The sequence below is a fragment of the Arthrobacter sp. cf158 genome (assembly GCF_900106835.1).
In the GTDB taxonomy this organism is placed as follows: domain Bacteria; phylum Actinomycetota; class Actinomycetes; order Actinomycetales; family Micrococcaceae; genus Arthrobacter.
Genome location: NZ_FNNR01000002.1, coordinates 1 through 26,329 on the forward strand (window position 1 = coordinate 1; position 26,329 = coordinate 26,329).

Annotated in this window: 22 protein-coding genes and 1 tRNA gene; 16 read left to right on the forward strand and 7 right to left on the reverse strand. The window is 61.6% G+C overall.

Features of this window, described 5'->3' with window-relative positions:
- The 4 genes from BLW08_RS02910 to BLW08_RS02925 form a co-directional block, all read right to left on the reverse strand.
- A partial coding sequence (locus tag BLW08_RS02910; protein WP_175538555.1) for a 6-phosphofructokinase occupies positions 1 to 320 on the reverse strand: 320 nt, incomplete at its 3' end.
- A 204-nt stretch (positions 321 to 524) separates the two neighbouring features.
- Entirely contained in the window at positions 525 to 773 is a 249-nt protein-coding gene (locus BLW08_RS02915; RefSeq protein WP_090817714.1) for a PspC domain-containing protein, read from the reverse strand.
- Between the two features lie 31 nt (positions 774 to 804).
- Positions 805 to 1,176: a hypothetical protein gene (locus BLW08_RS02920; protein ID WP_090817717.1), complete on the reverse strand. Its 372-nt coding sequence runs from the start codon at positions 1,174 to 1,176 to the stop codon at positions 805 to 807.
- Between the two features lies 1 nt (position 1,177).
- Positions 1,178 to 2,767, reverse strand: a complete 1,590-nt coding sequence (locus BLW08_RS02925) for a PspC domain-containing protein (RefSeq protein ID WP_175538556.1) — start codon at positions 2,765 to 2,767, stop codon at positions 1,178 to 1,180.
- Between the two features lie 125 nt (positions 2,768 to 2,892).
- On the opposite strand from BLW08_RS02925, the gene BLW08_RS02930 reads away from it, so the two are divergent.
- The gene (locus BLW08_RS02930; protein ID WP_091323327.1) at positions 2,893 to 4,374 is read left to right on the forward strand and encodes an ATP-binding protein; all 1,482 of its coding nucleotides are present in this window, start codon (positions 2,893 to 2,895) and stop codon (positions 4,372 to 4,374) included.
- Complete coding sequence (locus tag BLW08_RS02935) at positions 4,371 to 5,045, forward strand: LuxR C-terminal-related transcriptional regulator (RefSeq protein WP_091323329.1); 675 nt, start codon at positions 4,371 to 4,373, stop codon at positions 5,043 to 5,045. The genes BLW08_RS02930 and BLW08_RS02935 overlap by 4 nt, the downstream gene beginning before the upstream one ends.
- A gap of 143 nt (positions 5,046 to 5,188) precedes the next feature.
- Here BLW08_RS02935 and BLW08_RS02940 read toward each other — a convergent pair whose 3' ends face one another.
- Complete coding sequence (locus BLW08_RS02940) at positions 5,189 to 6,418, reverse strand: pyridoxal phosphate-dependent aminotransferase (RefSeq protein WP_090817724.1); 1,230 nt, start codon at positions 6,416 to 6,418, stop codon at positions 5,189 to 5,191.
- A 253-nt stretch (positions 6,419 to 6,671) separates the two neighbouring features.
- Between BLW08_RS02940 and BLW08_RS02945 the strand changes: the two genes are divergently transcribed.
- From BLW08_RS02945 to rplL, 9 genes are all read left to right on the forward strand, one after another.
- A tRNA-Trp gene (locus BLW08_RS02945) sits at positions 6,672 to 6,744 on the forward strand.
- Between the two features lie 80 nt (positions 6,745 to 6,824).
- Positions 6,825 to 7,106 carry a preprotein translocase subunit SecE gene (gene secE, locus BLW08_RS02950; RefSeq protein ID WP_090817727.1) on the forward strand — a complete coding sequence of 94 codons (282 nt, stop codon included), beginning with the start codon at positions 6,825 to 6,827 and terminating at the stop codon, positions 7,104 to 7,106.
- Between the two features lie 114 nt (positions 7,107 to 7,220).
- Positions 7,221 to 8,060 (forward strand): transcription termination/antitermination protein NusG, encoded by an 840-nt coding sequence (gene nusG, locus BLW08_RS02955; RefSeq protein ID WP_090817730.1) that lies wholly within the window; start codon positions 7,221 to 7,223, stop codon positions 8,058 to 8,060.
- A 130-nt stretch (positions 8,061 to 8,190) separates the two neighbouring features.
- Positions 8,191 to 8,622 carry a 50S ribosomal protein L11 gene (gene rplK, locus BLW08_RS02960; RefSeq protein WP_011775609.1) on the forward strand — a complete coding sequence of 144 codons (432 nt, stop codon included), beginning with the start codon at positions 8,191 to 8,193 and terminating at the stop codon, positions 8,620 to 8,622.
- 146 nt (positions 8,623 to 8,768) lie between these two features.
- Positions 8,769 to 9,476 (forward strand): 50S ribosomal protein L1, encoded by a 708-nt coding sequence (rplA, locus tag BLW08_RS02965; protein ID WP_090817733.1) that lies wholly within the window; start codon positions 8,769 to 8,771, stop codon positions 9,474 to 9,476.
- 109 nt (positions 9,477 to 9,585) lie between these two features.
- Entirely contained in the window at positions 9,586 to 10,695 is a 1,110-nt protein-coding gene (locus tag BLW08_RS02970) for a GNAT family N-acetyltransferase (RefSeq protein WP_091323332.1), read from the forward strand.
- Positions 10,692 to 11,843 (forward strand): GNAT family N-acetyltransferase, encoded by a 1,152-nt coding sequence (locus BLW08_RS02975; protein ID WP_254779648.1) that lies wholly within the window; start codon positions 10,692 to 10,694, stop codon positions 11,841 to 11,843. Before BLW08_RS02970 ends, BLW08_RS02975 begins: the two co-directional genes overlap by 4 nt.
- A gap of 299 nt (positions 11,844 to 12,142) precedes the next feature.
- Complete coding sequence (rplJ, locus tag BLW08_RS02980) at positions 12,143 to 12,736, forward strand: 50S ribosomal protein L10 (protein ID WP_011775605.1); 594 nt, start codon at positions 12,143 to 12,145, stop codon at positions 12,734 to 12,736.
- A gap of 76 nt (positions 12,737 to 12,812) precedes the next feature.
- The gene (gene rplL, locus BLW08_RS02985) at positions 12,813 to 13,190 is read left to right on the forward strand and encodes a 50S ribosomal protein L7/L12 (RefSeq protein ID WP_090817745.1); all 378 of its coding nucleotides are present in this window, start codon (positions 12,813 to 12,815) and stop codon (positions 13,188 to 13,190) included.
- A 64-nt stretch (positions 13,191 to 13,254) separates the two neighbouring features.
- Here the strand turns inward: rplL and BLW08_RS02990 are convergent, their stop codons facing one another.
- Together BLW08_RS02990 and BLW08_RS02995 are read right to left on the reverse strand one after the other, a co-directional pair.
- On the reverse strand, positions 13,255 to 13,737 hold the full coding sequence (locus BLW08_RS02990; protein WP_091323333.1) for an aminoacyl-tRNA deacylase: 483 nt from the start codon (positions 13,735 to 13,737) through the stop codon (positions 13,255 to 13,257).
- Positions 13,738 to 13,748: 11 nt separating this feature from the next.
- Positions 13,749 to 14,948, reverse strand: a complete 1,200-nt coding sequence (locus BLW08_RS02995) for an acetyl-CoA C-acetyltransferase (RefSeq protein WP_091323334.1) — start codon at positions 14,946 to 14,948, stop codon at positions 13,749 to 13,751.
- Positions 14,949 to 15,377: 429 nt separating this feature from the next.
- Between BLW08_RS02995 and rpoB the strand changes: the two genes are divergently transcribed.
- From rpoB to fusA, 5 genes are all read left to right on the forward strand, one after another.
- Positions 15,378 to 18,884, forward strand: coding sequence for a DNA-directed RNA polymerase subunit beta (rpoB, locus tag BLW08_RS03000; RefSeq protein WP_043471397.1), 3,507 nt, complete (start codon positions 15,378 to 15,380; stop codon positions 18,882 to 18,884).
- Between the two features lie 103 nt (positions 18,885 to 18,987).
- Positions 18,988 to 22,887: a DNA-directed RNA polymerase subunit beta' gene (locus BLW08_RS03005; RefSeq protein ID WP_090817755.1), complete on the forward strand. Its 3,900-nt coding sequence runs from the start codon at positions 18,988 to 18,990 to the stop codon at positions 22,885 to 22,887.
- Between the two features lie 411 nt (positions 22,888 to 23,298).
- Complete coding sequence (gene rpsL, locus BLW08_RS03010; RefSeq protein WP_009358312.1) at positions 23,299 to 23,673, forward strand: 30S ribosomal protein S12; 375 nt, start codon at positions 23,299 to 23,301, stop codon at positions 23,671 to 23,673.
- Between the two features lies 1 nt (position 23,674).
- Positions 23,675 to 24,145, forward strand: a complete 471-nt coding sequence (gene rpsG, locus BLW08_RS03015; RefSeq protein ID WP_003803829.1) for a 30S ribosomal protein S7 — start codon at positions 23,675 to 23,677, stop codon at positions 24,143 to 24,145.
- A gap of 69 nt (positions 24,146 to 24,214) precedes the next feature.
- Positions 24,215 to 26,329, forward strand: coding sequence for an elongation factor G (gene fusA / locus BLW08_RS03020; RefSeq protein WP_011775599.1), 2,115 nt, complete (start codon positions 24,215 to 24,217; stop codon positions 26,327 to 26,329).

Here is a 26,329-nt window from a genome sequence, read left to right on the forward strand (position 1 = left end):
GCCAGGGTTCCCTCGCCGCCGATGGCGATGATCGCTTCAATGCCCAGCCGTTCCATGTGGGCTTTGATGACGTCCGGGCCGCCGCCGTTTTCGAACGGGTTGGTGCGGGAGGTGCCCAGGATGGTGCCGCCTTGCTTGGCGATACCGCGGACCATGGTGCGGGGAATGTCGATGACATCACCTTCAACCACGCCACGCCAGCCGTCGCGGAAGCCAACGAACTCCTGGCCGTGGATGGCAATGCCTTTGAGGACTGCTCCGCGGATCACTGCGTTGAGGCCGGGGCAGTCGCCACCGCTGGTAAGAATGCCAATTTTCATGTTTGCTCACTCATGGCTTGGAGGAATACGTGCAGAGCGCCACGCTGAGCTCCCCATGATTGTAGACGGGCATGTGGGGTGGGACACAAACGGTTACTTTTCAACCCGGCCGTGCGGTATTGGAAACCTGACGGAAAACATCGCAAAAGCGCCCCGCCAACCGGCGGGGCGCTGCGCGTCGCTCTAGAACTGTTTCACCGTGAACTACCGGGAACGCTGGCTGATGAAGGATTCGAGGGGGATCTTGTTCTTCTGGTCCGGCAGGATGAGCCAGCCCAGGATGTAGACCACCAGGGCCGGCCCTGGCAGCAGGCAGAAGAGCAGGAAGGCGACCCGGACATAGGCTACGTCCACACGGAGTTTCGCTGCGATTCCTCCGCAGATGCCTCCCAGCCAGCGTTGCGGTCCACGCTTCAGGCCGAAGCCCCTGACGATGCTGAAGAACTTGTCCATGGCTACAGACTTCCCTGTTGTGCTTGCTTTGTCACTTTGTGGTGGTCACTTTTTTGGAACCCTTGCGGGCGGAGAGGAGTCCACCCACTACCAATGCGGCTCCCGCACCGATCATGAGGCCGATCAGCACGTACGTCCCGTTGAGTGTCACCCAGCCGAGTGTGGAGATGACAATCAGGGCGGCCAGCGCCATCACGATCAGCCCCCACACCACGGTTCCTATCCGCGCCTGCTGTGGATCGTCGTCGTCCGTGTGCTCTACCTTGAAGCTGGGTTCCAGCGGGGGTGTGAGCGGAATCTGCTGGAGGGTTGGCTTGGGAAGGGCCTCGGTGGGGCGGGTTTCCCTGGGCAGTGGCTGCGTTGGCTGGGCCTCGTGGGCCTTGCCTGGCTCGTTGATGCTCATGTCAGTTTCCTTCCTGGATGGTCACGTTGCTGAACGTGCCGTCGATTTCCACCACGAGGTTGGCTCCGGGCTTTTCGGTGTTGTACAGAGTCCGGTCGTCCTGAAGGCGGCCACCGCGGTCGGACCCGCGTTCGTTGAGATTGCCGAAGGTCATATCCGCCCTGACCTCCACGGGAACGTCATCGGGGATGATCACAGTGACGTTGCTGGCCGTGGCGTCCACCGGAATGGTGACCTCGGAGATCAACGGCGCCGTCAGGGACAGCTCGCTCAAGTCCAATTGCCCTTGGGCCCCCGTGACGTTGATGCCGAGCCGTGCCTGCTCCACGCTGGTGGGTGTCCAGTTCACGTCGTGGAAGGTGAAGCGGTCTCCATTCCTGGGAACCACATTGAAGATGCCACCGATGATCAGCGCTACGATCGCGAGGAATCCGAGGAATCCTGGCGTCCGGCCGCGGAGTCCGGCGATGAGTATGCCCAGGCCCAGAACTGCGGCACCGGTTGCCCACACCACGGCGTTGGCCGAGTTGCCCAACTCAATGATGTTGCCGGCGTCGAGCGCTTTCAGGGTGCCGCCGGCCAGAAGTGCAGCGCCCGCAGAGACTGCCACGATCGCGGGACCGGGGCCCTTTTTCTTTGGTGCTGCCGGCTTCGGCTGCCACCCTTGCGGGGGAGTGGGACCATACGGCGGCCGCGGACCGGAAGGTGCGGCAGGGCCGGAAGGAGTGAAGTGGCCTGATGGGGGAACCTGGCTTGATGGCGGAACCGGACCGGAACTGTAGCCGCCAGAGGGATTGGGGCGTCCTTGGTGCTTGGTGCCCGGAGCCGATGCACCGTAGACAGGCACCCCGGTGTTGCTGCCCGCGGTGGCAGTGGATGCATAGGATGCGGGCGTTCCGTACGTGGCATTGCTGCCGGGAGCGGTTGCGTAATTCTGCTGCCCCATGGTGGGTGTTCCCTTCGAAGCCTTGTTTCGCTGCACCAGGAAGTAGATGAGATAGAAGACGCCGCCCATCCAGAAGAGCGTCCAGAACACCCCAGGAAGTCCGTCCCAGCCCCAGCCCCAGAAGCCGCGGCCCAGACCCGGCAGGCCAATGATCGTAGTGATCAATGCCCCGGTCATGCCTCCCGACCATCGGCCGGCACCAGCCTCCTGGACGTGGATGCGGCCATCCGGCTCGGGGAGCAGCGCCCAGGCAACGCCGTAGAGCAGCACGCCAACGCCGGCGAAGAGTGCCAGGACAATGAAAATGCCCCTCACGATCAGCGGGTCGATGCCAAACCGGTGGGCTACACCGCTTGCGACGCCACCGATCCAACGGTCCGGTCCACGGCGGATGCCCTGGTTGCGGATCCAGTCGAAGAAGTTCTGCTGGGAACCTGCCGGTGCGTCGCCGGTGGGCGGGTAGTTGCCGCTGGCGGGACCAGTCCCCGCAGAAGTGCCGGCCGTGGGCTCTTCCGGTGCCCCGGAAGCGGAACCGGCGGCGCCGGTTGAAGCGCCGCTGGACGAGCCGGTGGAGGCGCTGGAGCCGGATGCGCCGGTGGTGCCAGGCGTTCCGGGTTCCTCTGGGTTCATGCTGTTCGCGTTCATACTTCGATCCTGCCGTCCGGCAGGGCACGCCCTCTACTGGGGGATACCCTGAATGATCCCTGAGAGACCCCCGAACAACGCTGGTTCCCGGTCCGGGGCACCCTGATCCGTGTTTGGATTGGTACATGACAACCGCTGTACAACGCCCCGCGCTGGTCCGCAGCAGCGACCGCATGATCGCAGGCGTCTGCAGCGGACTGGCCGATCACCTGGGCTGGCCCGTCAAATTCGTCCGGCTCGGCATGATCCTGGCCTGTTTCGCCGGCGGTGCCGGCGTGGCCTTCTATGCGTGGCTTTGGACCATGGTTCCCACCGCGGATGAGAGCGCCAAACGCAATGCCCGCCGGCCGGCGTCGCCCATTGCTCCTGCGGTGAGCTTGCCGTCTGCCGCTGCGGCGCCCGCCCGGGCCTCAAAAGCGTACGACGCCGGTCCGTCGCCGGCGGTGGGTGGAGGACCCCCTGCGGCTGGTGCATCAGCCGCTGGCGTCCAGGCATCCGGTTCCTCCAATGGGACTGGATCTTCCGCCGGCTTCGGCGCCACGTCCGCCGATGACTGGTGGGGCGGCAGTGCCTTGGCGTCCTGGTTCTCGTTCCGCAAGATCCAGTACGGCAAGGAGATCCTGCTCGGCGCCGCTTTGCTCCTGGTGGCCGCCATCCTGATTGCACGCCAGTTCGGCGTGGACGTTCCCTTGGGAACGCTCATCCCTGCTGCGGCCATCCTTGGCGGCGCGGCGATTGCCTGGATGCAGCTGGACGAAACCCGCAGGGCCGGATTGGTGGACAAGACCAAGGCCGATCAGGCAGGTGGATGGGTCCGGCTGGCGGCCGGTTTGGCCTTGGTAGTGGCAGGTGTCCTGGTAATGGTGTCCGGTTCAGGTTCGTGGGAACAGACCTGGCTGGCGCTGCTGGCATCCGTGGCCGTCCTTGGCGGTGTGGCCCTGGTACTGCTGCCATGGGGATTGAAGTTTTGGAAGGATCTCGAAACAGAACGGGCGGGCCGGGTCCGGGAAACAGAACGAGCAGAAATAGCCGCCCATTTGCACGACTCCGTCCTCCAGACTCTGGCCCTTATCCAACGGCGGGCCGGCTCCGAACAGGACGTGGTCCGGCTGGCGAGGGCGCAGGAACGCGAACTCCGGGCCTGGCTCTTCAGCGATGCTGCCAAGGAATCGGGGCTCTTGGCTGATCGGATCAAATCAGTAGCAGCTGAAGTGGAAGACTCCCACGGCCAAGCGGTGGAAGTGGTGACTGTGGGCGATACCGAAATGACGGACAGGCATGAAGCTTTGGTCCAGGCGGCCAGGGAAGCAATGCTTAACGCTGCACGGCACGGAGGCGGAACCGTCTCCGTGTACCTGGAGAGCACCGCCGGCAGTACCGAGATTTTCATCAAGGACCGGGGACCCGGATTCGATCCCGACGCTGTTCCGGAAGACAGGCTGGGCGTCAAGGAATCGATCATCGGCCGCATGAAGCGGCACGGTGGTAGCGCTGCCATCACCAGCAGCAGCAACGGAACGGAAGTCCGGTTGACCCTGCCATCGGCAAACGCGGACACGGGGGAGCAACGGAACAACGATGTGCGGAATGGAGAAGCGAAACAATGACGACCACCCCTGACAGTGGTGCCGGACGCAGGGTGCGCGTGGTGATCGTGGATGACCACACCATCTTCCGGTCCGGTCTGAAAGCCGACCTCGATCACCGCATGGACGTGGTGGGCGAAGCAGGAACCGTGGAGCAGGCCATCGCAATAATCGCGGAGACCCGCCCTGAGGTTGTGCTGCTGGATGTCCACCTCCCCGGCGGCCTGGGTGGTGGCGGCCGTGAAGTCATTGCCGGGTCTTCTGCACTGCTGGGCACCACCAGCTTCCTGGCGCTCAGCGTCTCCGACGCAGCGGAGGACGTGGTCTCCGTGATCCGTGCAGGCGCCCGGGGCTACGTCACCAAGACCATCTCCGGCAAGGAGATTTCGGATGCCGTGATCCGGGTAGCCGACGGCGATGCCGTGTTTTCGCCACGGCTTGCCGGCTTTGTACTGGATGCCTTTGGGACCGCTCCGGCGGACATCGCGGACGACGAACTGGACAAGCTTTCGGCCCGCGAACTCGAAGTCATGCGGCTGATCGCCCGCGGCTACAGCTACAAGGAAGTTGCCAAGGAGCTCTTCATTTCCATCAAGACCGTGGAAACGCATGTGTCGGCGGTTCTGCGGAAGTTGCAACTGTCCAGCCGGCACGAGCTCACCAAATGGGCGGCCGAGCGCCGCCTCCTCTGACGCTCTCTCACCTATCGTCGGTTTTTCCCGATCGCTCTCTCACCTATCGTCGGTTAACCGCGAACGCTCTCCCACCTACCGCCGGTTAAACGCGAACGCTCTCCCACCTACCGAGGTGGGAGAGCGTTTGCGTTGGCTGGCTGCTACTTTGCCTTGCCCAGGAACTCCTGGATTCGACGAACGCCTTCTGCCAGGTCCTCATCACCGAGTGCGTAGCTCAGGCGGACGTAGCCGGAGGGTCCGAACGCCTCGCCGGGAACCACGGCAACCTCAACCTCATCGAGGATGAGCGTGGCAAGTTCCGCTGAAGTGGTGGGGCGGACGGGACCGTTGGAGGTCTCAAATTCTTTGCCCAGCAGTCCTCGGACATCCGCGTAAACGTAGAAGGCGCCTGTCGGCGTCGGGCATTCGACGCCTTCGATCGCGTTCAGGCCGGCCACAATTGCTTTGCGACGGCGGTCGAAGGCCACCTTCATCTCGTCGACGGCGGTCAACGGGCCCGTGAGGGCGGCGGCAGCAGCGATCTGCATGATGTTGGAGACGTTGGACGTCGCGTGCGACTGAAGGTTGGTGGCCGCCTTGATGACGTCGGCAGGGCCGATCATCCATCCCACGCGCCAACCGGTCATGGCATAGGTCTTGGCCACACCGTTGAGGATGACAACTTTGTCGCCCAGTTCCGGTGCAGCGGTGGCAATGGAGGTGAACTCGACGCCGTCGTAGGTCAGGTGCTCGTAGATCTCGTCGGTAACAACCCAGAGTCCCTTGGACGCGGCCCACTTGCCGATTTCCGCTACCTGTTCCGGGCTGTACACGGCGCCGGTGGGGTTGGACGGGGAGACGAAGAGCAGGATCTTGGTCTTGTCCGTTACAGCGGCTTCAAGCTGCTCAACGGTCACAAGGTAGCCCTGCTCCGGCCCGGCGAAGACTTCCACGGGCACACCGCCGGCAAGACGGATGGCCTCCGGGTACGTGGTCCAGAACGGGGTGGGAATGATGACCTCGTCGCCCGGATCCACCAAGGTAGCGAACGTGTTGTACACGGCCTGCTTCCCACCGTTGGTCACCAGCACCTGGGAGGGATCCACCTTGTAGCCGGAGTCCCGCAGGGTCTTCTCCGCGATGGCCTTCTTCAGCTCGGGCAGACCGCCTGCGGGGGAGTAGCGGTGGTACTTCGGCTGGCTGGCAGCCTCAATGGCCGCCTGGACGATGTAGTCCGGGGTGGGGAAATCGGGTTCACCGGCACCAAAACCAATCACGGGACGCCCCGCGGCCTTCAGTGCCTTGGCCTTGGCATCAACGGCAAGGGTGGCGGACTCGGCGATGGCGGAGATTCGCTGTGAAATGCGGGCGGCAGTTGTTCCGGCAGACATCTATGTACCGTTCTTCGCAGGCAGCTCGTGGGCTGGATGATGGGATTCGACGTAAACTACCTTATGCTGTTCTGCGGAGCTCCCGGGCGCCTGTCGAAGTTTGTGACTGATAATGCTGGTCACAGGGTTTAGAGGCTTGGGAGGTCCGGAATTGGGCCGGTTCGACTATCGCGAAATTCTTGCGTAGACTGGTTCACCGGTGTTGAAAAGCACCACAGGCTGAAGTGCGGCCTGAAACATGGATTTGATCCATAGGGTAGTGGCGCAATTGGTAGCGCAGCGGTCTCCAAAACCGCAGGTTGCAGGTTCGAGTCCTGTCTGCCCTGCGCAAGCTGTTCCGGCGGAAACGCCGGGGCAAGCGCAGCAACCATGGCTCTGATCAGAGTCGGGTCAACGACTTTGCAAGGTGAGTGAGGACCAGGTGACCGAAACAGCTGCCAGCAGCTCGAAGGGCCGTCCCGCCAAGAAAGCCGATCGCGGCTTCTTCGCCCGTATTGCACTTTTCGTCCGCCAGGTCATCGGTGAACTGAAGAAGGTCGTTGCACCCACCCGTAAGGAACTGATCAACTACACGCTCGTGGTGCTGGTGTTCGTAGCCATCATGATGCTCATCGTCACCCTGCTGGATCTGGCCTTCGGTACGGGAGTCAGCTGGGTCTTTGGTGGGGCAGGCGCTACGGACCGCTAAGCGGATCTGTCCGCAAACTGTGTGAAATCTTCTGGGAAATCAGGAATTTTGCGGGGTTTGCGGAATTGAGCCATTTAAATAGGCATGTTAGGCAATGAGGAAGCAGGAGACCAAGTGTCTGAGCAGGAGCTCGAGGTAAACGAGACTGAGCTGGAAGAAACTGAGGGCGCCGCAGCTGAGGCTGTGGAAGAGTCCGAGGTTGATTCTGCTGCGCCCGAATCTGCCGACGTCGACGATTCCGAAGAGGATTTCGAAGCTGACGTAGACGACGAGTCTGATGACGAGTCGGACGACGAAGCTGCGGAAGAGTCCGACGGCGACGACCTTGCAGCCGCTGCTGCTGCAGCGCCGGCTGATCCGGCCGAAGAATTCAAAGGCAAGCTGCGCCGCCAGGAAGGTGACTGGTACGTCATCCACTCCTACGCCGGTTATGAGAACCGCGTGAAGGCAAACCTTGAGACCCGCATCCAGACCCTGGACATGGAAGATTACATCTTCGAGATCCAGGTGCCCATGGAAGAGGTCGTCGAGATCAAGAACGCGCAGCGCAAGGTCATCAACCGCGTTCGCATTCCCGGCTACGTCCTGGTCCGCATGGACTTGACCGACGCCTCCTGGGGCGCCGTTCGTCACACCCCGGGCGTCACCGGCTTCGTGGGCAACGCCCACAACCCCGTGCCGCTGCGCCTTGATGAGGTCTTCTCCATGCTCGCCCCGGTCTTCGAAGAAGAGCAGGCAGAGCAGGGCAAGCCCGTCAACAAGCAGAACCAGGCTCCCGTGGCCGTCGACTTCGAGGTCGGAGAGTCGGTCATCGTCAAGGAAGGCCCGTTCGAGACCCTTCCGGCAACGATCTCCGAGATCAAGCCCGAGTCCCAGACCCTTGTGGTGCTGGTCTCGATCTTCGAGCGCGAAACTCCGGTGACGCTCGCATTCAACCAGGTCACCAAGATCTAGCTGATTCCAAAATTTCGCTCCAGTCCTGCCTGCTTAGCAGTTCGGGAGCGGCCGGTCGCCTCGCCATGGCGGCCACCAACCTGGGACGCGCTCCTGTGTCCCAGGAAGCTATTGAGAGAAGGACCCTACATTGGCTCCCAAGAAGAAGGTCACCGGCCTCATCAAGCTGCAGATCCAGGCAGGTGCCGCTAACCCGGCTCCGCCGATCGGTCCTGCGCTTGGCCAGCACGGTGTCAACATCATGGAATTCTGCAAGGCGTACAACGCTGCAACGGAATCCCAGCGCGGAAACGTTATCCCGGTTGAAATCACGGTTTACGAAGACCGTTCCTTCACCTTCATCACCAAGACCCCGCCGGCTGCAGAGCTCATCAAGAAGGCTGCAGGCGTTGCCAAGGGTTCGGCTACCCCGCACACCGTCAAGGTTGCCAAGCTGACCCAGGCACAGGTTGAGGAAATTGCTTCCACCAAGATGGAAGACCTCAACGCCAACGACATCAAGGCAGCTGCCCTGATCATCGCAGGCACCGCCCGCTCCATGGGCATCACCGTAGAAGGTTAATAACCTTCGAAGGCCCTTGTGGCCTTCACCCGCCGGGCAACCGGCATCTGAAACATTGAAATGTCGCAGGATCCTTGCCGGATCCACGACTGTGGCAGGGCCCAGCGCGGTCCGCAGACCACAACTGCACAAGGAGAAACAGCAGCATGGCAAAGCGCAGCAAAGCATATGAGGCAGCCGTAGCCAAGATCGAGGCAGACAAGGTCTACGCCCCGATCGAAGCCATCACCCTCGCGAAGGACACCAACCCTTCCAAGTTCGACGCAACCGTTGAGGTCGCTTTCCGCCTGGGCGTTGACCCGCGTAAGGCTGACCAGATGGTTCGTGGCACCGTCAACCTGCCGCACGGCACCGGTAAGACCGCCCGCGTCCTCGTTTTCGCAACCGGCGACAAGGCTGAAGCAGCAATCGCTGCCGGCGCCGACTTCGTTGGTTCCGATGACCTGATCGAGAAGATCGCAGCCGGCTGGACCGACTTCGACGCCGCAGTGGCAACCCCTGACCTCATGGGCAAGGTTGGCCGCCTCGGTAAGGTCCTCGGACCGCGTAACCTCATGCCGAACCCGAAGACCGGTACGGTTACCCCGGATGTCACCAAGGCTGTCAACGACATCAAGGGCGGCAAGATCGACTTCCGCGTCGACAAGCACTCGAACCTGCACTTCATCATTGGCAAGGTTTCCTTCGACGCCAACAAACTGGCCGAGAACTACGCAGCTGCACTGGAAGAGGTGCTTCGCTTGAAGCCGTCTGCTTCCAAGGGCCGCTACATCCAGAAGGCTACCGTTGCCACCACGTTCGGTCCGGGAATCACCGTTGACCCGAACGTCACCAAGGTTCTCACCGACGCGTAAGCTTCGGGAGCACTTGCTCTGGTAAAAGGGACCGTCCGGCTTAGCCGGGCGGTCCTTTTCTTTGCCGTTTCCCTGTTCACCGCAGGAGGTCCGCCGTAGGCTGTGGTGCGTGTCGTCGTCGAGCGTTGCCGAAAGTTCCGGGTGGTCCGTAGAGCGGATCGGGGTGCCGGAAAGTCCTGATGCCCAGGGGGCGCCCGACTTCCGAGCCTTTCATGAGCTCGACGTTGCCCACCACGTCAAACTGTGGGGGGACCTGGACCGTTGCGCCACCTTGGCCGAGGCTGTCCTCTTCTGGCAGGGCAATGAATACGAAGAACGACACGTGTTCCTGGCACGCTTCGACGGGGTGGTGGTGGGCCGCGGCACACTGACGTTGCCGCTCAGCGAAAACACGACGACGGCGGGTGTGGACGTTCTGGTGGACGCCGCCTATCGCCGGCGGGGCTTTGGGTCGAAGATCCTGGCCGTGCTGGAAGATCTGGCCCGGGAGCGGGGTCGCGTCTCCTTTGATGCGTTTGTTTCCGAACCAATCGGGCTCCTGGTTCCAGGTGCTGGGTTGCTGGAGGCAAAGTCCGGGACGGGTGGCGTCCCTTTGGATACGGCCTCCACCGGCTTCGCTATCCACCATGGGTATTCCCTGGAGCAGGTTGAAACAAACAGCACACTGCCCCTTCCGGTGGGGGAAGCGCTCCTGCAGGAGCTCGAAGGAGAGGCCGCAACGCGGGCAACCGGCTACAGCGTGATTGGGTGGCAGGATCGTTGCCCTGATGAGCTTGTGGACGTGTTCGCCAGACTCAAAAGCCTCATGAGCACGGAGGTGCCCATCGCAGGTCTGGGCTGGGAAGGCGAGGAATGGGATGCCAACCGCGTCCGGGTTGAGGAATCTACGTGGCTGGCAGGCGGTGTTTCTTTCACGGCGGCTGTTGCCCGACACGACGCCACGGGAGAGCTGGCCGCCTACACCGTCCTCACCCACCGCGAAGCCACCCCGGGTATGGTGTACCAGGAGGACACGTTGGTTGCTCCCGGGCACCGCGGTCATCGACTTGGCATGTTGGTCAAGATTGCCAATCTCCGCCGTGTTCATCAGTTGTGGCCGGCCGCCACGTCGGTGATGACGTGGAACGCCAATGAAAACCGGCATATGCTGGCCATAAATATCGCCCTTGGATTCAAGCCTTCCGGCTTTGACGGCGAATGGCAGAAACGGCTGGGATGACTGTAGACGAGGCGAAGACCGTTCAAGTCGAGCAGCTGTGGGTGCCTGACACCCTGGACAGCCCCGACGCCACTGATTTCCTGGACGCCGTGGAAGTAGGGCGCCGGGTCCGTATGGAGACCTGGGGGAGTGACGACCTCGCCTACACTCCCTTGGAGAAACTGCTTGAATTTTCAGATCCCTATGAACGGCAGATCATCTTGGTGGCCAAGGTGGACGGGGCGATTGTGGGCACAGTAGATATCGCCCTGCCCTTGGCGGACAACATGGACCTGGCGGAGTTCACCTTGGATATCCTGCCTGAGTTCCAGAGCCAGGGTGTCGGGCGCCAATTGCTCGAAGCGGCGGAACAGCTTGCCCGGGCAGAGGGCCGCACCATGATCCTGGTGGACACGAATCATCCGGCAACGTCCTTGACTGAAGTTCCCGAGGATCAGCTGATTCCAGGAAGCGGTGCGGGATTTGTTCCTGTCAGCAGCAGGGAAGTGGACTTCGCCAAGCGCGCCGGCTACACCTTGCAGCATATTGAGCAGTTCAGTTCCTGCGCATTGCCGCTCGATTCAAAGCTGGTGGCGGACCTGCAGCTTGAGGCGGAGGAAGCCAACGGCGGTCGTTACGCCCTGCATCATTGGACTGATCGCTGCCCGGAGCCTTGGCTGGAGGCAGTGGCTGCGTTGGAAAATGCTGCAGGCGAAGTTGTTCGTGACGACACGGAGGATGAGGCCCCGGAAGTCGAAGCGAGCGGCATGGTCTTCGACCCCATCGTTTTGCGTGAGACTGAGGACGCCGCACTGGCGCAGGGGCGGCGTACGGTGGTCACCGCCGTCGAGCATGTGGAGAGCGGCAGGCTGGTGGGCCTGACCACCATCAGCGTCCTCGCGCACCGCCAGGACGTGGTTTTCCAGGACGACACCCTGGTCCTCCAGGAGCACCGGGGCAACAAGCTCGGACTGCTCATCAAAGTGGCCAACATGGAACGGCTCAGCGAGCAGTTCCCGGACGCCCGCGTGGTCTACACATGGAATGCGCCTGAAAACCGCTACCTGCTGACGGTCAACAAGCAGCTCGGATTTACGACGGCGGGCGTCACCGGGCTGTGGCAGAAGGAACTGCCTGGCAGGGGTACAGGAACCACATCCTCGGACTAGGGCGCCGTCGATTTGGTTTGCTGAACACTCTCCCGTAACCTTGAAGTACCAAAGACCGTCGGTTGATGGGAATCCACTCTTTCGAGCCAAGCTCAATTCTGCAGCCACGCCCGTGAGAACCAAGTGAATTCCTTGACGAAGGACCCTGAACATAGGGCGGCCGGCGCAGGTGAACGAAGCTAGTCTCCACGGATCAGTCTGTGTTGAGCCAAGCCCCGTGCATCTGCGCGGGGCGTTTTTTAGTTTTAGCTCTCGAGCGGGGACCCGGAAGACCGGCTTTATTCCCCGGAAGGAGGGTTATGACAACGCCTAGCAAGATCTCCGCAGTTGCAGAGATCACGAACGATTTCAAGGAATCGAACGCGGCTGTCCTGACCGAATACCGCGGGCTCACTGTTGCACAGCTCAAGGAACTGCGTGTTGCGCTCGGCCAGGACACCAAGTTCTCGGTCGTCAAGAACACCCTGAGTGCCATTGCAGCCAAGGAAGCTGGTGTTGAAGCATTCAACGATCAGCTTGCCGGCCCCACTGCAATCGCCTTCATCAAGGGTGACGCTGTTGCTGCTGCCAAGAGCCTGACGGACTTTGCCAAGGCCAACAAGCAGCTGGTTATCAAGACCGGCGTCTTCGAAGGCAAGGCATTGGACGCAGCAGGAGTTGCCGCACTGGCAGCCCTCGAGTCCCGCGAGCTGCAGCTTGCACGTGTTGCTGGTGTCCTCAAGGCTCCCGCATCCGCTGCTGCACGCATCATCGACGCTCTGCGCCTCAAGCTTGAAGAAGAGGGCGGCGCATCTGCACCGGCCGCTGAAGAAGCCCCGGCCGCTGAAGAGGCTGCTGCTGAAGAGGTTGCGGCTCCGGCCGAAGCCGCTGAAGCTGCAACCGAAGAGAACTAAGTTCTCCCCTCAATCAAACTCTGGTGCATGGACCGGCTTGAGCCGGATGTGCTCCAACTAATGGAAGGACGCCACCATGGCGAAGCTCAGCAACGAAGAGCTCATTGAAGCTTTCAAGGAACTGACCATCATCGAGCTCTCCGAGTTCGTCAAGCTCTTCGAAGAGACCTTCGAAGTTACGGCTGCTGCTGTTGCAGTTGCTGGCCCCGCTGCCGGCGGTGCTGCTGAAGCTGCTGAAGAGAAGACCGAATTCGACGTCGTTCTCGAAGCTGCTGGCGACAAGAAGATCGCAGTGATCAAGGAAGTTCGCGCTATCACCTCCCTCGGCCTCAAGGAAGCCAAGGACCTGGTTGACGGTGCACCGAAGGCTGTTCTCGAAGGCGCCACCAAGGAAGCCGCAGAGAAGGCAAAGGCTCAGCTCGAAGAAGCTGGCGCAACGGTTACCCTCAAGTAACTCGTCTTGCTTGTGGAAGCCCCGTCCGGTTCGCCGGGCGGGGCTTCCTGCGTTAAGCGTTGCCTTAAACGGGTTCGCTGATGTCCGCCACGATGGCTCCCAGGGCCGCCGTCAGCGCGTCGGCATCCACGAAGGCACTGCGGCCGTGCGCACCTGCCCCCATCGAGATACGCCGCCCGGTAATGGTGGCGTCCGCGTAGACCGGCCAAGGAGTCGTGCTTCCCAAAGGTGTGATGGTTCCACGTTCGTAGCCAGTTGCAGCCAGGGCAACATCGGCGTGCGGGAGCGACAACTTGTTGACGCCCACCAAGGCACGCAGTTTGGGCCATGAGATCTGGCGATCCCCTGGAATGAGCGCGAACAGGAAGCTCCCATCGCGGTGCTTGACCACCAATGACTTCACGATGTCCGCAGGGCTGATACCCAGGATCCCGGCTGCCTCTTCAAGGCTCCGCGCAGCGGGGCGCTCGACGACGTCTACGTCCAGCCCCCGCGCGGCGGCATCGGAGAGGAACCGCTCGGCTCCATCCATCATGGATTCAGTCATGCCTTTTCCCTTCAGTCGCGGTACAGGAGCAGGGCTTCACCCTGTCCGCCGCCACCGCAGAGGGAGACAGCGGCTTTGCCCGTTCCCCTGCGCTTCAGTTCGTGGGCTGCGTGAAGGGCCAGCCGCGCGCCCGATGCCCCGATAGGGTGGCCCAGGGCAATGGCTCCACCATGGATGTTGCACTTTTCCAAGGGATAGCGCAGGTCCTTGAGGGACTGGACGGCCACAGACCCAAACGCCTCGTTGATCTCGATGAAATCGAGGTCTTCGGCTGTCCATCCGGCCCGCTTCAGCGCTTGGGCAATGGCGTTTGACGGCTGGGAGTGCAGGGAGTTGTCAGGCCCAGCAACCTGACCGGGCTTGCCCACTACAGCCAGGTAGTCCAGTCCGTTGTCCTCGGCGAAGCGTCGACTCGTCAGCACCAGTGCGGAGGCGCCGTCGGACAGGGGAGAGGAGTTGCCGGCCGTGATAGTGCCATCAGTGGCGAAGGCTGCCTTGAGCGGAGCCAACGTCTCGATGGTCGTGGCGGGCCGGACACCCTCGTCCGTGGTCAGGACCAGGGGCTCGCCCTTGCGCTGCTTGACGCGGACCGGAGCAATTTCGACGTCGAACGTTCCGTCCGCGATTGCGGCAGCGGCACGCTGGTGGGAAGCAGCTGCTACCTCGTCCTGGGACCTGCGGTCAATGCCAAGCGTGACGTTCTTGCTCTCGGTGGACAATCCCATGGACTGTCCGTCGAAGGCATCGGTGAGTCCGTCGTGAGCGGCAACATCCAGGGCCTGGATGGCACCGTAAGTCCAGCCCTGACGGGAACCCGGGAGGAGGTGGGGCGCCCGGGTCATGGATTCCTGGCCACCGGCAATAACCACCGTGGCGTCACCGCTGCGGATCATACGGGCGGCATCAATGACGGCCGTCAGGCCGGACAAGCACACCTTGTTGATGGTCACGGCCGGGATGTTCCAGCCAACGCCTGCGGCAATTGCGCTCTGCCGGGCAGGATTCTGTCCGGCGCCGGCCTGGAGGACCTGGCCCATGATGACGGCGTCCACCTGCTCGGCTTTGACGCCGCTGGCCGCCAGGGCTGCCGCGATGGCATGCGCACCAAGGTCGACGGCGGTGAAGCCCGCCAATTGCCCGTTGAGCCGACCCTGTGGGGTACGGGAAGCGGCAAGGATGACAACGTCATTGTCGTCAGCGGAGTTGGTCATGGTCTCTCTTCCGATCCGGGAGTGGTCCTGCAAGGCTATCGCGGGGCGTGCGTCAGCCTAACGTTTCAACGGTTGTGCCCTCCCCAGCATTCCATGACGGGGATTCCGCGGCTACGCAGCGGCCCGGTGGACCGCTTAGGTGCCTGCAGCAACGGTGCTTGCAATCACGGACGATCTGGGGTAGACAGGAAGGCTGCTTTGCCGTATCGTAGATATTTGCGTCTTCCCTGTTAACCTTCAGCCTTCATATAGCGGTGGGCTTTACCTCTCAGCTGCGTCATTGACGTGCCGTTCCTACAACGTGCACAACCATGAGCAGGCTGGGTCCGGGTCATATAGCGGAACCGGAATAAGTATGCTGCAGAGCACTCTGCAGGATGCAAACGGGGGAGATCTGAAAACGCCTGAAGGTCTGTGGAAGGATCCCTCTTGGTCGCCTCGAGCACCTCTAATAACGAAACCGCTAACACGGCAAGCACCGATGGTGCCACCCGCCGCCTCTCATTCGCAAAGATTCACGAACCCTTGGATGTTCCGAATCTTCTCGCCCTGCAGACGGACAGCTTTGACTGGCTGGTCGGAAACGAACGCTGGCAGGCGCGGGTAGCGAAGGCTGTCGAGGAGGGCGACCTCAGCGTCGCCACCACCTCCGGACTTGCCGACATCTTCGAAGAGATCTCCCCTATCGAGGACTTCCAGGGCACCATGTCCCTGAGCTTCTCCGAGCCGGAGTTCGCTGACCCGAAGTACACCATGGCCGAATGTAAAGACCGTGACGCCACCTACTCGGCACCGCTGTATGTCAAGGCCGAGTTCATGAACAACAATACGGGCGAAATCAAGCAGCAGACCGTGTTCATGGGCGACTTCCCCCTGATGACTGAAAAGGGGACGTTCGTCGTCAACGGCACTGAGCGTGTCGTGGTCTCCCAGCTGGTCCGTTCGCCGGGCGCCTACTTTGAGCGCACCGCAGACAAGACCAGTGACAAGGACATCTTCACTGCGAAGATCATCCCGTCCCGTGGTGCATGGTTTGAACTCGAAATCGACAAGCGCGACCAGGTCGGCGTTCGCCTCGACCGCAAGCGCAAGCAGTCGGTCACGGTTCTCCTGAAGGCCCTCGGCTGGACCGAAGGCCAGATCCTGGAAGAGTTCGGCCAGTACGACTCCATGCGTGCAACGCTGGAGAAGGACGCCACCGAAACCCGCGAAGACGCGCTTCTGGACATCTACCGCAAGCTGCGTCCGGGCGAGCCGCCCACAGTCGAGGCTGCCCAGTCCCTGCTGGACAACCTGTACTTCAACGCCAAGCGCTACGATCTTGCCAAGGTTGGCCGTTACAAGATCAACCGCAAGCTCGGCATCGACCGCTCCCTTGGTGACAAGGAAGCATCGGTCCTGCACGTTGAAGACATCGTTGCCATGATCAAGTTCCTCGTCGCGCTTCACGCCGGCGAGAAGACCCTCATGGGCAAGCGCGATGGCGAAGACCACGAGCTCCGCGTTGACGTGGACGACATCGACCACTTCGGCAACCGTCGTATCCGCGCCGTGGGCGAACTGATCGAGAACCAGGTCCGCACCGGTCTTTCCCGCATGGAACGCGTCGTTCGCGAACGCATGACCACGCAGGACGTCGAGGCCATCACGCCGCAGACGCTGATCAACATCCGTCCCGTTGTTGCAGCCATCAAGGAGTTCTTCGGAACGTCCCAGCTGTCGCAGTTCATGGACCAGAACAACCCGCTCTCGGGTCTTACCCACAAGCGCCGTCTGTCGGCACTTGGCCCGGGTGGTCTGTCCCGTGACCGTGCAGGCATGGAAGTTCGAGACGTTCACCCGTCCCACTACGGACGTATGTGCCCCATCGAAACTCCTGAAGGCCCGAACATTGGTCTGATCGGTTCGCTGGCTTCTTACGGCCGCATCAACCCGTTCGGCTTCATCGAGACGCCGTACCGACTGGTTTCCGAAGGCGTTGTTTCCGACGAAGTCCAGTACCTGACGGCCGACGACGAAGCCGAGGTCCTGATCGCACAGGCCAACGCTCCGCTGGATGCTGACAAGAAGTTCTCTGAAGAGACCGTCCTTGTCCGTGCCCGTGGTGGTGGAGGCGAGCCCGTTCTGGTTCCCGCTGCAGACGTTCAGTTCATGGACGTTTCCCCGCGCCAGATGGTGTCCGTGGCAACAGCCCTGATTCCGTTCCTTGAGCATGACGATGCTAACCGTGCACTCATGGGTGCCAACATGCAGCGCCAGGCCGTGCCGCTGGTCCGTTCCGAGGCTCCTTTCGTGGGCACCGGCATGGAGCGCGCAGCAGCCGTCGACGCCGGTGACGTTGTCATCGCGAAGAAGGCAGGTGTGGTGACCGAGGTTTCCGCCGAGCTCGTTGTGATGATCAACGACGACGGTACCGAGACCAACTACCGCATCAACAAGTTTGCCCGTTCCAACCAGGGCAACTGCTACAACCACCGCGTCCTGGTCAACGAAGGCCAGCGCTTGGAAGTTGGCGGCATCATTGCCGACGGTCCCGCAACGGACCAGGGTGAACTCGCCCTCGGTAAGAACCTGCTCGTGGCATTCATGTCATGGGAAGGCCACAACTTCGAGGACGCCATCATCCTGTCCCAGCGCATCGTTGCTGAGGATGTTCTTTCCTCCATCCACATCGAGGAGCACGAAATTGATGCCCGCGACACCAAGCTTGGTGCCGAGGAAATCACGCGTGACATCCCCAACGTGTCCGAGGAAGTCCTGGCAGGCCTGGACGAGCGCGGCATCATCCACATCGGTGCCGAGGTTGAAGCAGGCGACATCCTGGTCGGTAAGGTCACCCCGAAGGGCGAGACCGAACTGACTCCGGAAGAGCGCCTTCTCCGCGCGATCTTCGGTGAGAAGTCCCGTGAAGTCCGCGACACCTCCTTGAAGGTGCCCCACGGCGAGTCCGGTACGGTCATCGGCGTTCGCGTCTTCGATCGCGACAACGACGACGAACTGCCCCCGGGCGTGAACCAGCTGGTCCGCGTCTACGTTGCAGCCAAGCGCAAGATCACCGACGGCGACAAGCTCGCCGGCCGTCACGGCAACAAGGGTGTTATCTCCAAGATCCTTCCGATCGAGGACATGCCCTTCCTTGCAGACGGTACCCCGGTGGACATCGTCCTGAACCCGCTGGGTGTTCCGGGTCGAATGAACGTTGGCCAGGTTCTGGAAACCCACCTCGGTTGGGTTGCCAAGACCGGTTGGAAGATCGAAGGCGAGCCTGAGTGGGTCAAGAACCTGCCCAACCTGCCCCGTGAAACCGGCCAGACCACCGTTGCCACCCCGGTGTTCGATGGCGCCCGCGAAGAAGAAATCACGGGCCTGCTTGACTCCACCAACGTGACCCGCGATGGCGATCGCCTGATCGACTCCTCCGGCAAGACCCGTCTGTTCGACGGCCGCTCCGGCGAGCCGTTCCCGGACCCGATCTCTGTCGGTTACATGTACATCCTGAAGCTCCACCACTTGGTGGACGACAAGATCCACGCACGCTCCACCGGCCCGTACTCCATGATCACGCAGCAGCCGCTGGGTGGTAAGGCTCAGTTCGGTGGCCAGCGCTTCGGTGAAATGGAAGTGTGGGCGCTCGAAGCTTACGGTGCCGCTTACACCCTTCAGGAACTCCTCACGATCAAGTCGGATGACATCCATGGTCGTGTGAAGGTCTACGAAGCCATCGTCAAGGGCGAGAACATCCCTGAGCCTGGCGTTCCCGAGTCCTTCAAGGTCTTGATCAAGGAAATGCAGTCGTTGTGCCTGAACGTGGAAGTCCTTTCCACCGACGGAACCACGATCGAAATGCGCGACTCTGATGACGCAGTCTTCACGGCTGCGGAAGAACTGGGCATCGATCTGTCTCGTGCAGAGCCCAGTTCCGTAGAAGAGGTCTAGCAGCCGTTCCGGCGGACAGTCTTAACGTCTGCCCGCCGGAACAGCTCCCTCTTCCCGTAACCAAGACTTCAGAATTTAGAGAACAAGAGAGAACAGGGACCATATGTCCAGCGAATCCTCCTTCGGCCTCATGCAGATCGGCCTCGCCACCGCGGAAGACATCCGCGGATGGTCTTACGGTGAGGTCAAGAAGCCGGAAACCATCAACTACCGCACGCTCAAGCCCGAGAAGGACGGCCTCTTCTGCGAGAAGATCTTCGGCCCGTCCCGCGACTGGGAATGCTACTGCGGCAAGTACAAGCGCGTCCGCTTCAAGGGCATCATCTGCGAGCGTTGTGGCGTTGAAGTCACCCGCGCCAAGGTGCGCCGTGAGCGCATGGGCCACATTGAGCTGGCTGCGCCTGTAACCCACATCTGGTACTTCAAGGGCGTTCCCTCGCGCTTGGGCTACCTTCTGGACCTGGCACCGAAGGACCTTGAGAAGGTCATTTACTTCGCTGCCTACATGATCACCAGCGTCGACACCGAAAGCCGTCACGCAGAACTGCCGAACCTCCAGGTTGAGCATGACCTCGAGAAGAAGCAGATGGTGGACAACCGCGACAGCGACATCGCCACGATCGCCCGCGACCTTGAAGACGAGCTTGCACGTCTTGAAGGCGAAGGCGCCAAGGCTGCCGACAAGAAGAAGGCCCGCGACTCTGCTGACCGCCAGATGGCGAATGTCCGCAAGCGTGCCGACGCCGACATCGAGCGCCTTGAGCAGGTTTGGGACCGCTTCAAGAACCTCAAGGTCGCTGACCTTGAAGGCGACGAAGGCCTTTACCGCGAACTGCGGGACCGCTACGGCCTGTACTTCGAAGGCTCCATGGGTGCCGAAGCCATCAAGAAGCGTCTTGAGACCTTCGACATGCAGGCAGAGGCCGAGTCACTGCGCGACACCATCCAGAACGGCAAGGGCCAGCGTAAGACGCGTGCCCTGAAGCGACTGAAGGTTGTCAACGCGTTCCTGACCACCAACAACAGCCCCCTCGGCATGGTTCTGGACGCCGTCCCGGTGATCCCGCCGGAACTGCGCCCGATGGTCCAGTTGGATGGTGGCCGCTTCGCGACCTCCGACCTCAACGACCTCTACCGTCGTGTGATCAACCGCAACAACCGACTCAAGCGACTGCTTGACCTCGGTGCTCCGGAGATCATCGTCAACAACGAGAAGCGCATGCTTCAGGAAGCTGTTGACAGCCTCTTCGACAACGGCCGTCGTGGCCGTCCCGTCACGGGTCCGGGCAACCGTCCGCTGAAGTCCCTGAGCGACATGCTCAAGGGCAAGCAGGGTCGTTTCCGCCAGAACCTCCTCGGCAAGCGTGTTGACTACTCCGGCCGTTCGGTCATCGTCGTCGGCCCGCAGCTGAAGCTGCACCAGTGTGGTCTGCCCAAGCAGATGGCCCTGGAGCTCTTCAAGCCGTTCGTGATGAAGCGCCTGGTTGACCTCAACCACGCCCAGAACATCAAGTCGGCAAAGCGCATGGTTGAGCGTTACCGTCCGCAGGTTTGGGACGTGCTGGAAGAGATCATCACCGAACACCCGGTGCTGCTCAACCGTGCACCTACCCTGCACCGCCTTGGCATCCAGGCCTTCGAACCGCAGCTTGTGGAAGGCAAGGCAATCCAGCTTCACCCGTTGGTTTGTGGCGCCTTCAACGCTGACTTCGACGGCGACCAGATGGCAGTCCACCTGCCGCTGAGCCCGGAAGCCCAGGCCGAAGCCCGCATTCTGATGCTGTCCTCGAACAACATCCTGAAGCCGTCCGATGGCCGTCCGGTGACCCTGCCTTCGCAGGACATGATCATCGGCCTGTACCACCTGACCACCAAGCGCGTCGGCTCTGCCGGCGAAGGCCGTATCTTCTCCTCGGTTTCGGAAGCGATCATGGCGTACGACGCCCGTGACCTGCACCTGAACTCCCAGGTCAAGATCCGCCTGGACGACTTCGTGCCGTACGCCGGTTGGGAAGCTCCGGAAGGTTGGGAGCCCGGTCAGCCGGCTCTCGTCCAGACCTCCCTGGGCCAGGTCATCTTCAACCAGACGCTGCCCGAGGATTACCCGTGGGTTGAGGCTGTTGCCGACAAGGGCGAACTGTCCCGGATCGTCAACGACCTCGCTGAGCGCTACCCGAAGGTTGTGACGGCCGCAACGCTGGATAACCTGAAGGATGCCGGTTTCTACTGGGCCACCCGTTCGGGTGTCACGGTTGCTATCTCGGACATCGAGGTTCCGGCTTCCAAGCCGGGTATCCTCGCCGGTTACGAGGCCATGGCTGCCAAGATCCAGGGCCAGTACGACAAGGGCCTGATCGACGACGACGAGCGTCGCCAGGAACTGATCGAGATCTGGAACAAGGCAACCAACGAAATCGCCCAGGCGATGCGCGACAGCCTGTCCCCGATGAACACCATCAACCGCATGGTGTCCTCCGGTGCACGTGGTAACTGGATGCAGGTCCGCCAGATCGCGGGTATCCGTGGTCTTGTGGCCAACCCGAAGGGTGAGATCATTCCTCGCCCGATCAAGTCCTCCTACCGTGAGGGCCTGTCGGTTCTGGAATACTTCATCGCCACGCACGGTGCCCGTAAGGGTCTGGCCGATACCGCTCTGCGTACCGCCAACTCGGGTTACCTGACCCGTCGTCTGGTGGACGTTTCGCAGGACGTCATCGTTCGCGAAGAAGACTGTGGCACTGAGCGTGGTCTGCTGACCCCGATCGCTGTACCGGATTCCAACGGTGAACTGGTTCTGGACGAAAACGTCGAGAACAGCGCCTACGCACGTACGCTGGCTGTCGACGTCGTCGATGCCCAGGGCAACGTCCTGGCTGCCGGCGGCACCGACTGCGGCGACGTCGTCATCGACCAGCTGCTGGCTGCAGGCATCACTGAGGTCAAGGTCCGCTCCGTACTCACCTGTGAGTCCAAGGTGGGCACCTGTGCGCTGTGCTACGGCCGTTCGTTGGCTACGGGCAAGACCGTGGACATCGGCGAGGCCGTGGGCATCATCGCCGCACAGTCCATCGGTGAGCCCGGTACCCAGCTGACCATGCGTACGTTCCACACCGGTGGTGCTGTTTCCGCTGGTGGTGGCGACGACATCACCCAGGGTCTGCCCCGTATCCAGGAGCTCTTCGAAGCCCGTACTCCGAAGGGTGTCGCACCGATTGCTGAAGCAGCCGGCCGCATCACCATCGAAGAGTCCGAGCGTCAGATGCGCCTGGTCATCACTCCGGACGATGGTTCCGAAGAGATTGCCTACCCCGTGCTGCGCCGTTCACGTCTCCTCATTGAAGATGGCGATCACGTCAGCGTCGGCCAGAAGCTGATCAACGGTCCGGTGGACCCGAAGCAGGTTCTGCGCATCATGGGCCCCCGTGCCGCACAGAAGTTCCTTGTGGACGAGGTTCAGGGCGTTTACCGCAGCCAGGGTATTGGTATCCACGACAAGCACGTCGAGGTTATCGTCCGCCAGATGCTCCGCCGCGTGACCGTCATCGAATCCGGCGACTCCGATCTGCTCCCCGGTGAGCTTGCAGAGCGCGCCCGCTTCGAGGACGAGAACCGCCGCGTCGTATCCGAGGGCAAGTCCCCGGCTTCGGGTCGTCCGGAACTCATGGGTATCACCAAGGCTTCCTTGGCTACCGAGTCCTGGTTGTCGGCAGCTTCCTTCCAGGAAACCACCCGCGTCCTGACGCAGGCGGCCATGGAAGGCAAGAGCGATCCTCTGCTCGGCCTCAAGGAAAACGTCATCATCGGTAAGCTCATCCCGGCTGGTACGGGTCTGCCCCGCTACACAGAGGTCACTGTGGAGCCGACGGAAGAAGCAAAGGCAAGCCTGTTCACGGGCCCCAGCGCTTTCACCGACTTCTCCTATGACGCACTGGGTGGCGACGGCGCTCCTGAGTTCCACGCCATCCCGTTGGATGACTACGATCTCGGCAACGACTTCCGCTAAAAGCGGCAGTCAGAGCTTTGACGGTCAGGCCCCGCACTTTCGAGTGCGGGGCCTGACCCGTTAACGCCGTCTGGTGAGGCGACCCGGGGGAGCGGCGGCCGACGGCGGGAGCCAACGGGCGCCGTCGGCCTCCATACACCCGATTAAGGCGCCAGATCAAGCCGTGCTAGACTTTTGGTAATTGTTCTGTGTGGCAGTGGATGAAGGCCGCCGCAGCATCATTTTGGTTTTGTTCTCATGGTGCTGGGTGGAGCCTGTTTCCGGGTTGCGGGCAACATGCGCAACGAATGCCGCACTTTTGCACGCCTACCGGAGTTTCGGCCGGCTGCACGAGCAACGCCAAAGTTCCCACGTTTACACCGGCTGGCGCCTGTGTGTGGGAGCAGAGATCAAACAACGGAGAACACGAAAGTGCCTACGATTAACCAGCTGGTCCGCAAGGGCCGCACGCCGAAGGTCTCCAAGACCAAGGCTCCCGCGCTGAAGGGCAGCCCGATGCGCCGCGGTGTTTGCACCCGCGTTTACACCACCACCCCCAAGAAGCCGAACTCGGCTCTTCGTAAGGTGGCACGTGTGCGCCTCAACGGTGGCGTGGAAGTTACCGCTTACATCCCCGGTGTTGGCCACAACCTCCAGGAGCACTCCATCGTGCTCGTTCGTGGTGGTCGTGTGAAGGACCTTCCGGGTGTCCGCTACAAGATCGTCCGCGGCGCACTTGACACCCAGGGTGTAAAGAACCGCAAGCAGGCCCGCAGCCGTTACGGCGCAAAGATGGAGAAGAAGTAATATGCCTCGCAAGGGTCCGGCCCCGAAGCGGCCGCTAGTTTCCGATCCCGTTTACGGCTCCCCGTTGGTCACTCAGCTGATCAACAAGGTTCTTGTTGACGGCAAGAAGTCCACCGCAGAGCGCATCGTTTACGGTGCACTCGAAGGTGCACGTGCCAAGTCCGGCGGCGACCCCGTTGCCGCTCTCAAGAAGGCCATGGACAACGTCAAGCCTTCCCTCGAGGTGCGTTCACGCCGTGTTGGTGGCGCCACCTACCAGGTTCCGGTTGAGGTCAAGCCGGGCCGCTCCACCGCCCTCGCTCTGCGTTGGCTCGTGGGCTACTCCAAGGCCCGCCGGGAGAAGACCATGACCGAGCGCCTCCAGAACGAAATCCTGGATGCCTCCAATGGTCTTGGTGCCGCTGTGAAGCGTCGCGAAGACACCCACAAGATGGCCGAGTCCAACAAGGCCTTCGCACACTACCGCTGGTAAAAACTTTCCGGACGCCGCCGGCTCACTGAGCCGGCGGCGAACGTGTAGTCCATCCGAAAGGGAGACCCCGTGGCACAGGACGTGCTTACCGACCTTAATAAGGTCCGCAACATCGGCATCATGGCCCACATCGATGCCGGCAAGACCACCACTACCGAGCGCATCCTGTTCTACACGGGTGTGAACCACAAGATCGGCGAGACGCACGACGGTGCTTCGACGACTGACTGGATGGAACAGGAAAAGGAACGCGGCATTACCATCACGTCTGCCGCCGTGACTTGCTTCTGGGACAAGAACCAGATCAACATCATTGACACCCCGGGCCACGTTGACTTCACGGTTGAGGTTGAGCGCTCCCTGCGCGTCCTCGACGGTGCAGTTGCAGTGTTCGACGGCAAGGAAGGCGTGGAGCCGCAGTCCGAGACTGTTTGGCGCCAGGCTGACAAGTACAACGTTCCGCGTATCTGCTTCGTCAACAAGATGGACAAGCTGGGTGCTGACTTCTACTTCACCGTAGACACCATCATCTCCCGCCTTGGTGCCAAGCCGTTGGTTATGCAGCTCCCCATCGGCGCCGAGAACGACTTCATCGGTGTTGTAGACCTCCTCGAAATGCGCGCCCTGGTTTGGCCTGGCGACGCAAAGGGTGACGTCACCATGGGCGCTTCCTACGAAGTGCAGGAAATCCCGGCGGACCTCCAGGCCAAGGCCGAAGAGTACCGTGCACAGCTCGTTGAGACTGTGGCCGAGGCTTCCGAAGAGCTCATGGAGAAGTACCTCGAAGGTGAAGAACTCACCCTCGAAGAGATCAAAGCCGGCATCCGCAAGATGACCATCAACTCTGAGCTCTACCCGGTCTTCTGTGGTTCTGCCTTCAAGAACCGCGGTGTCCAGCCGATGCTTGACGCTGTTGTTGACTTCCTGCCGAACCCGCTCGACGTCCCGCCGATGATCGGTCACGATCCCCGCGACGAAGAGAAGGAACTCACCCGCAAGCCGTCTGCCGACGAGCCGTTCTCGGCCCTCGCCTTCAAGATTGCTGCGCACCCGTTCTTCGGACAGCTGACCTTCGTCCGCGTGTACTCCGGTCACGTTGAGGCAGGCGCCCAGGTGGTCAACTCCACCAAGGGCAAGAAGGAACGTATCGGCAAGCTGTTCCAGATGCACGCCAACAAGGAAATGCCTGTTGAGGGCGCTACCGCCGGCCACATCTACGCAGCCATCGGTCTGAAGGACACCACCACGGGCGACACCCTGTGTGATGCCAACAACCAGATCGTCCTCGAGTCCATGAGCTTCCCGGAGCCCGTGATCTCTGTTGCGATCGAGCCCAACACCAAGGGTGACCAGGAGAAGCTCTCCACGGCCATCCAGAAGCTCTCCGCTGAGGACCCGACCTTCCAGGTCTCCCTCAACGAAGACACGGGCCAGACCATCATCGCCGGCATGGGCGAGCTCCACCTGGACATCCTGGTGGACCGCATGCGCCGCGAATTCAAGGTCGAGGCAAACGTTGGCAAGCCGCAGGTTGCTTACCGCGAAACCATCAAGCGCGCCGTCGAGCGCCTTGACTACACGCACAAGAAGCAGACCGGTGGTTCGGGTCAGTTCGCAAAGATCCAGATCGCGATCGAGCCCATGGACACCGCTTCCGGCGAGCTGTACGCGTTCGAGAACAAGGTCACTGGTGGCCGCGTTCCGCGCGAATACATCCCGTCCGTTGACGCTGGTATCCAGGATGCACTGAACGACGGCGTCCTGGCCGGTTACCCGGTTGTCGGCATCAAGGCCACGCTGATTGACGGCGCGTCCCACGATGTTGACTCTTCGGAAATGGCGTTCAAGATCGCCGGCCGTATGGCTTTCAAGGAAGCTGCACGCAAGGCGAACCCTGTTCTGCTTGAACCGCTGATGGATGTTGAGGTCCGCACACCCGAGGAATACATGGGTGATGTTATTGGTGACCTGAACGCCCGTCGTGGCCAGATGCAGTCCATGGAAGACGCAGCAGGTGTGAAGGTTATCCGTGCACACGTTCCGCTGTCCGGCATGTTCGGTTACATCGGCGACCTGCGGTCCAAGACCCAGGGCCGTGCTGTGTACTCCATGACGTTCAACAGCTACGCCGAGGTCCCGAAGGCAGTTGCCGACGAGATCATCCAGAAAACCCGCGGCGAGTAA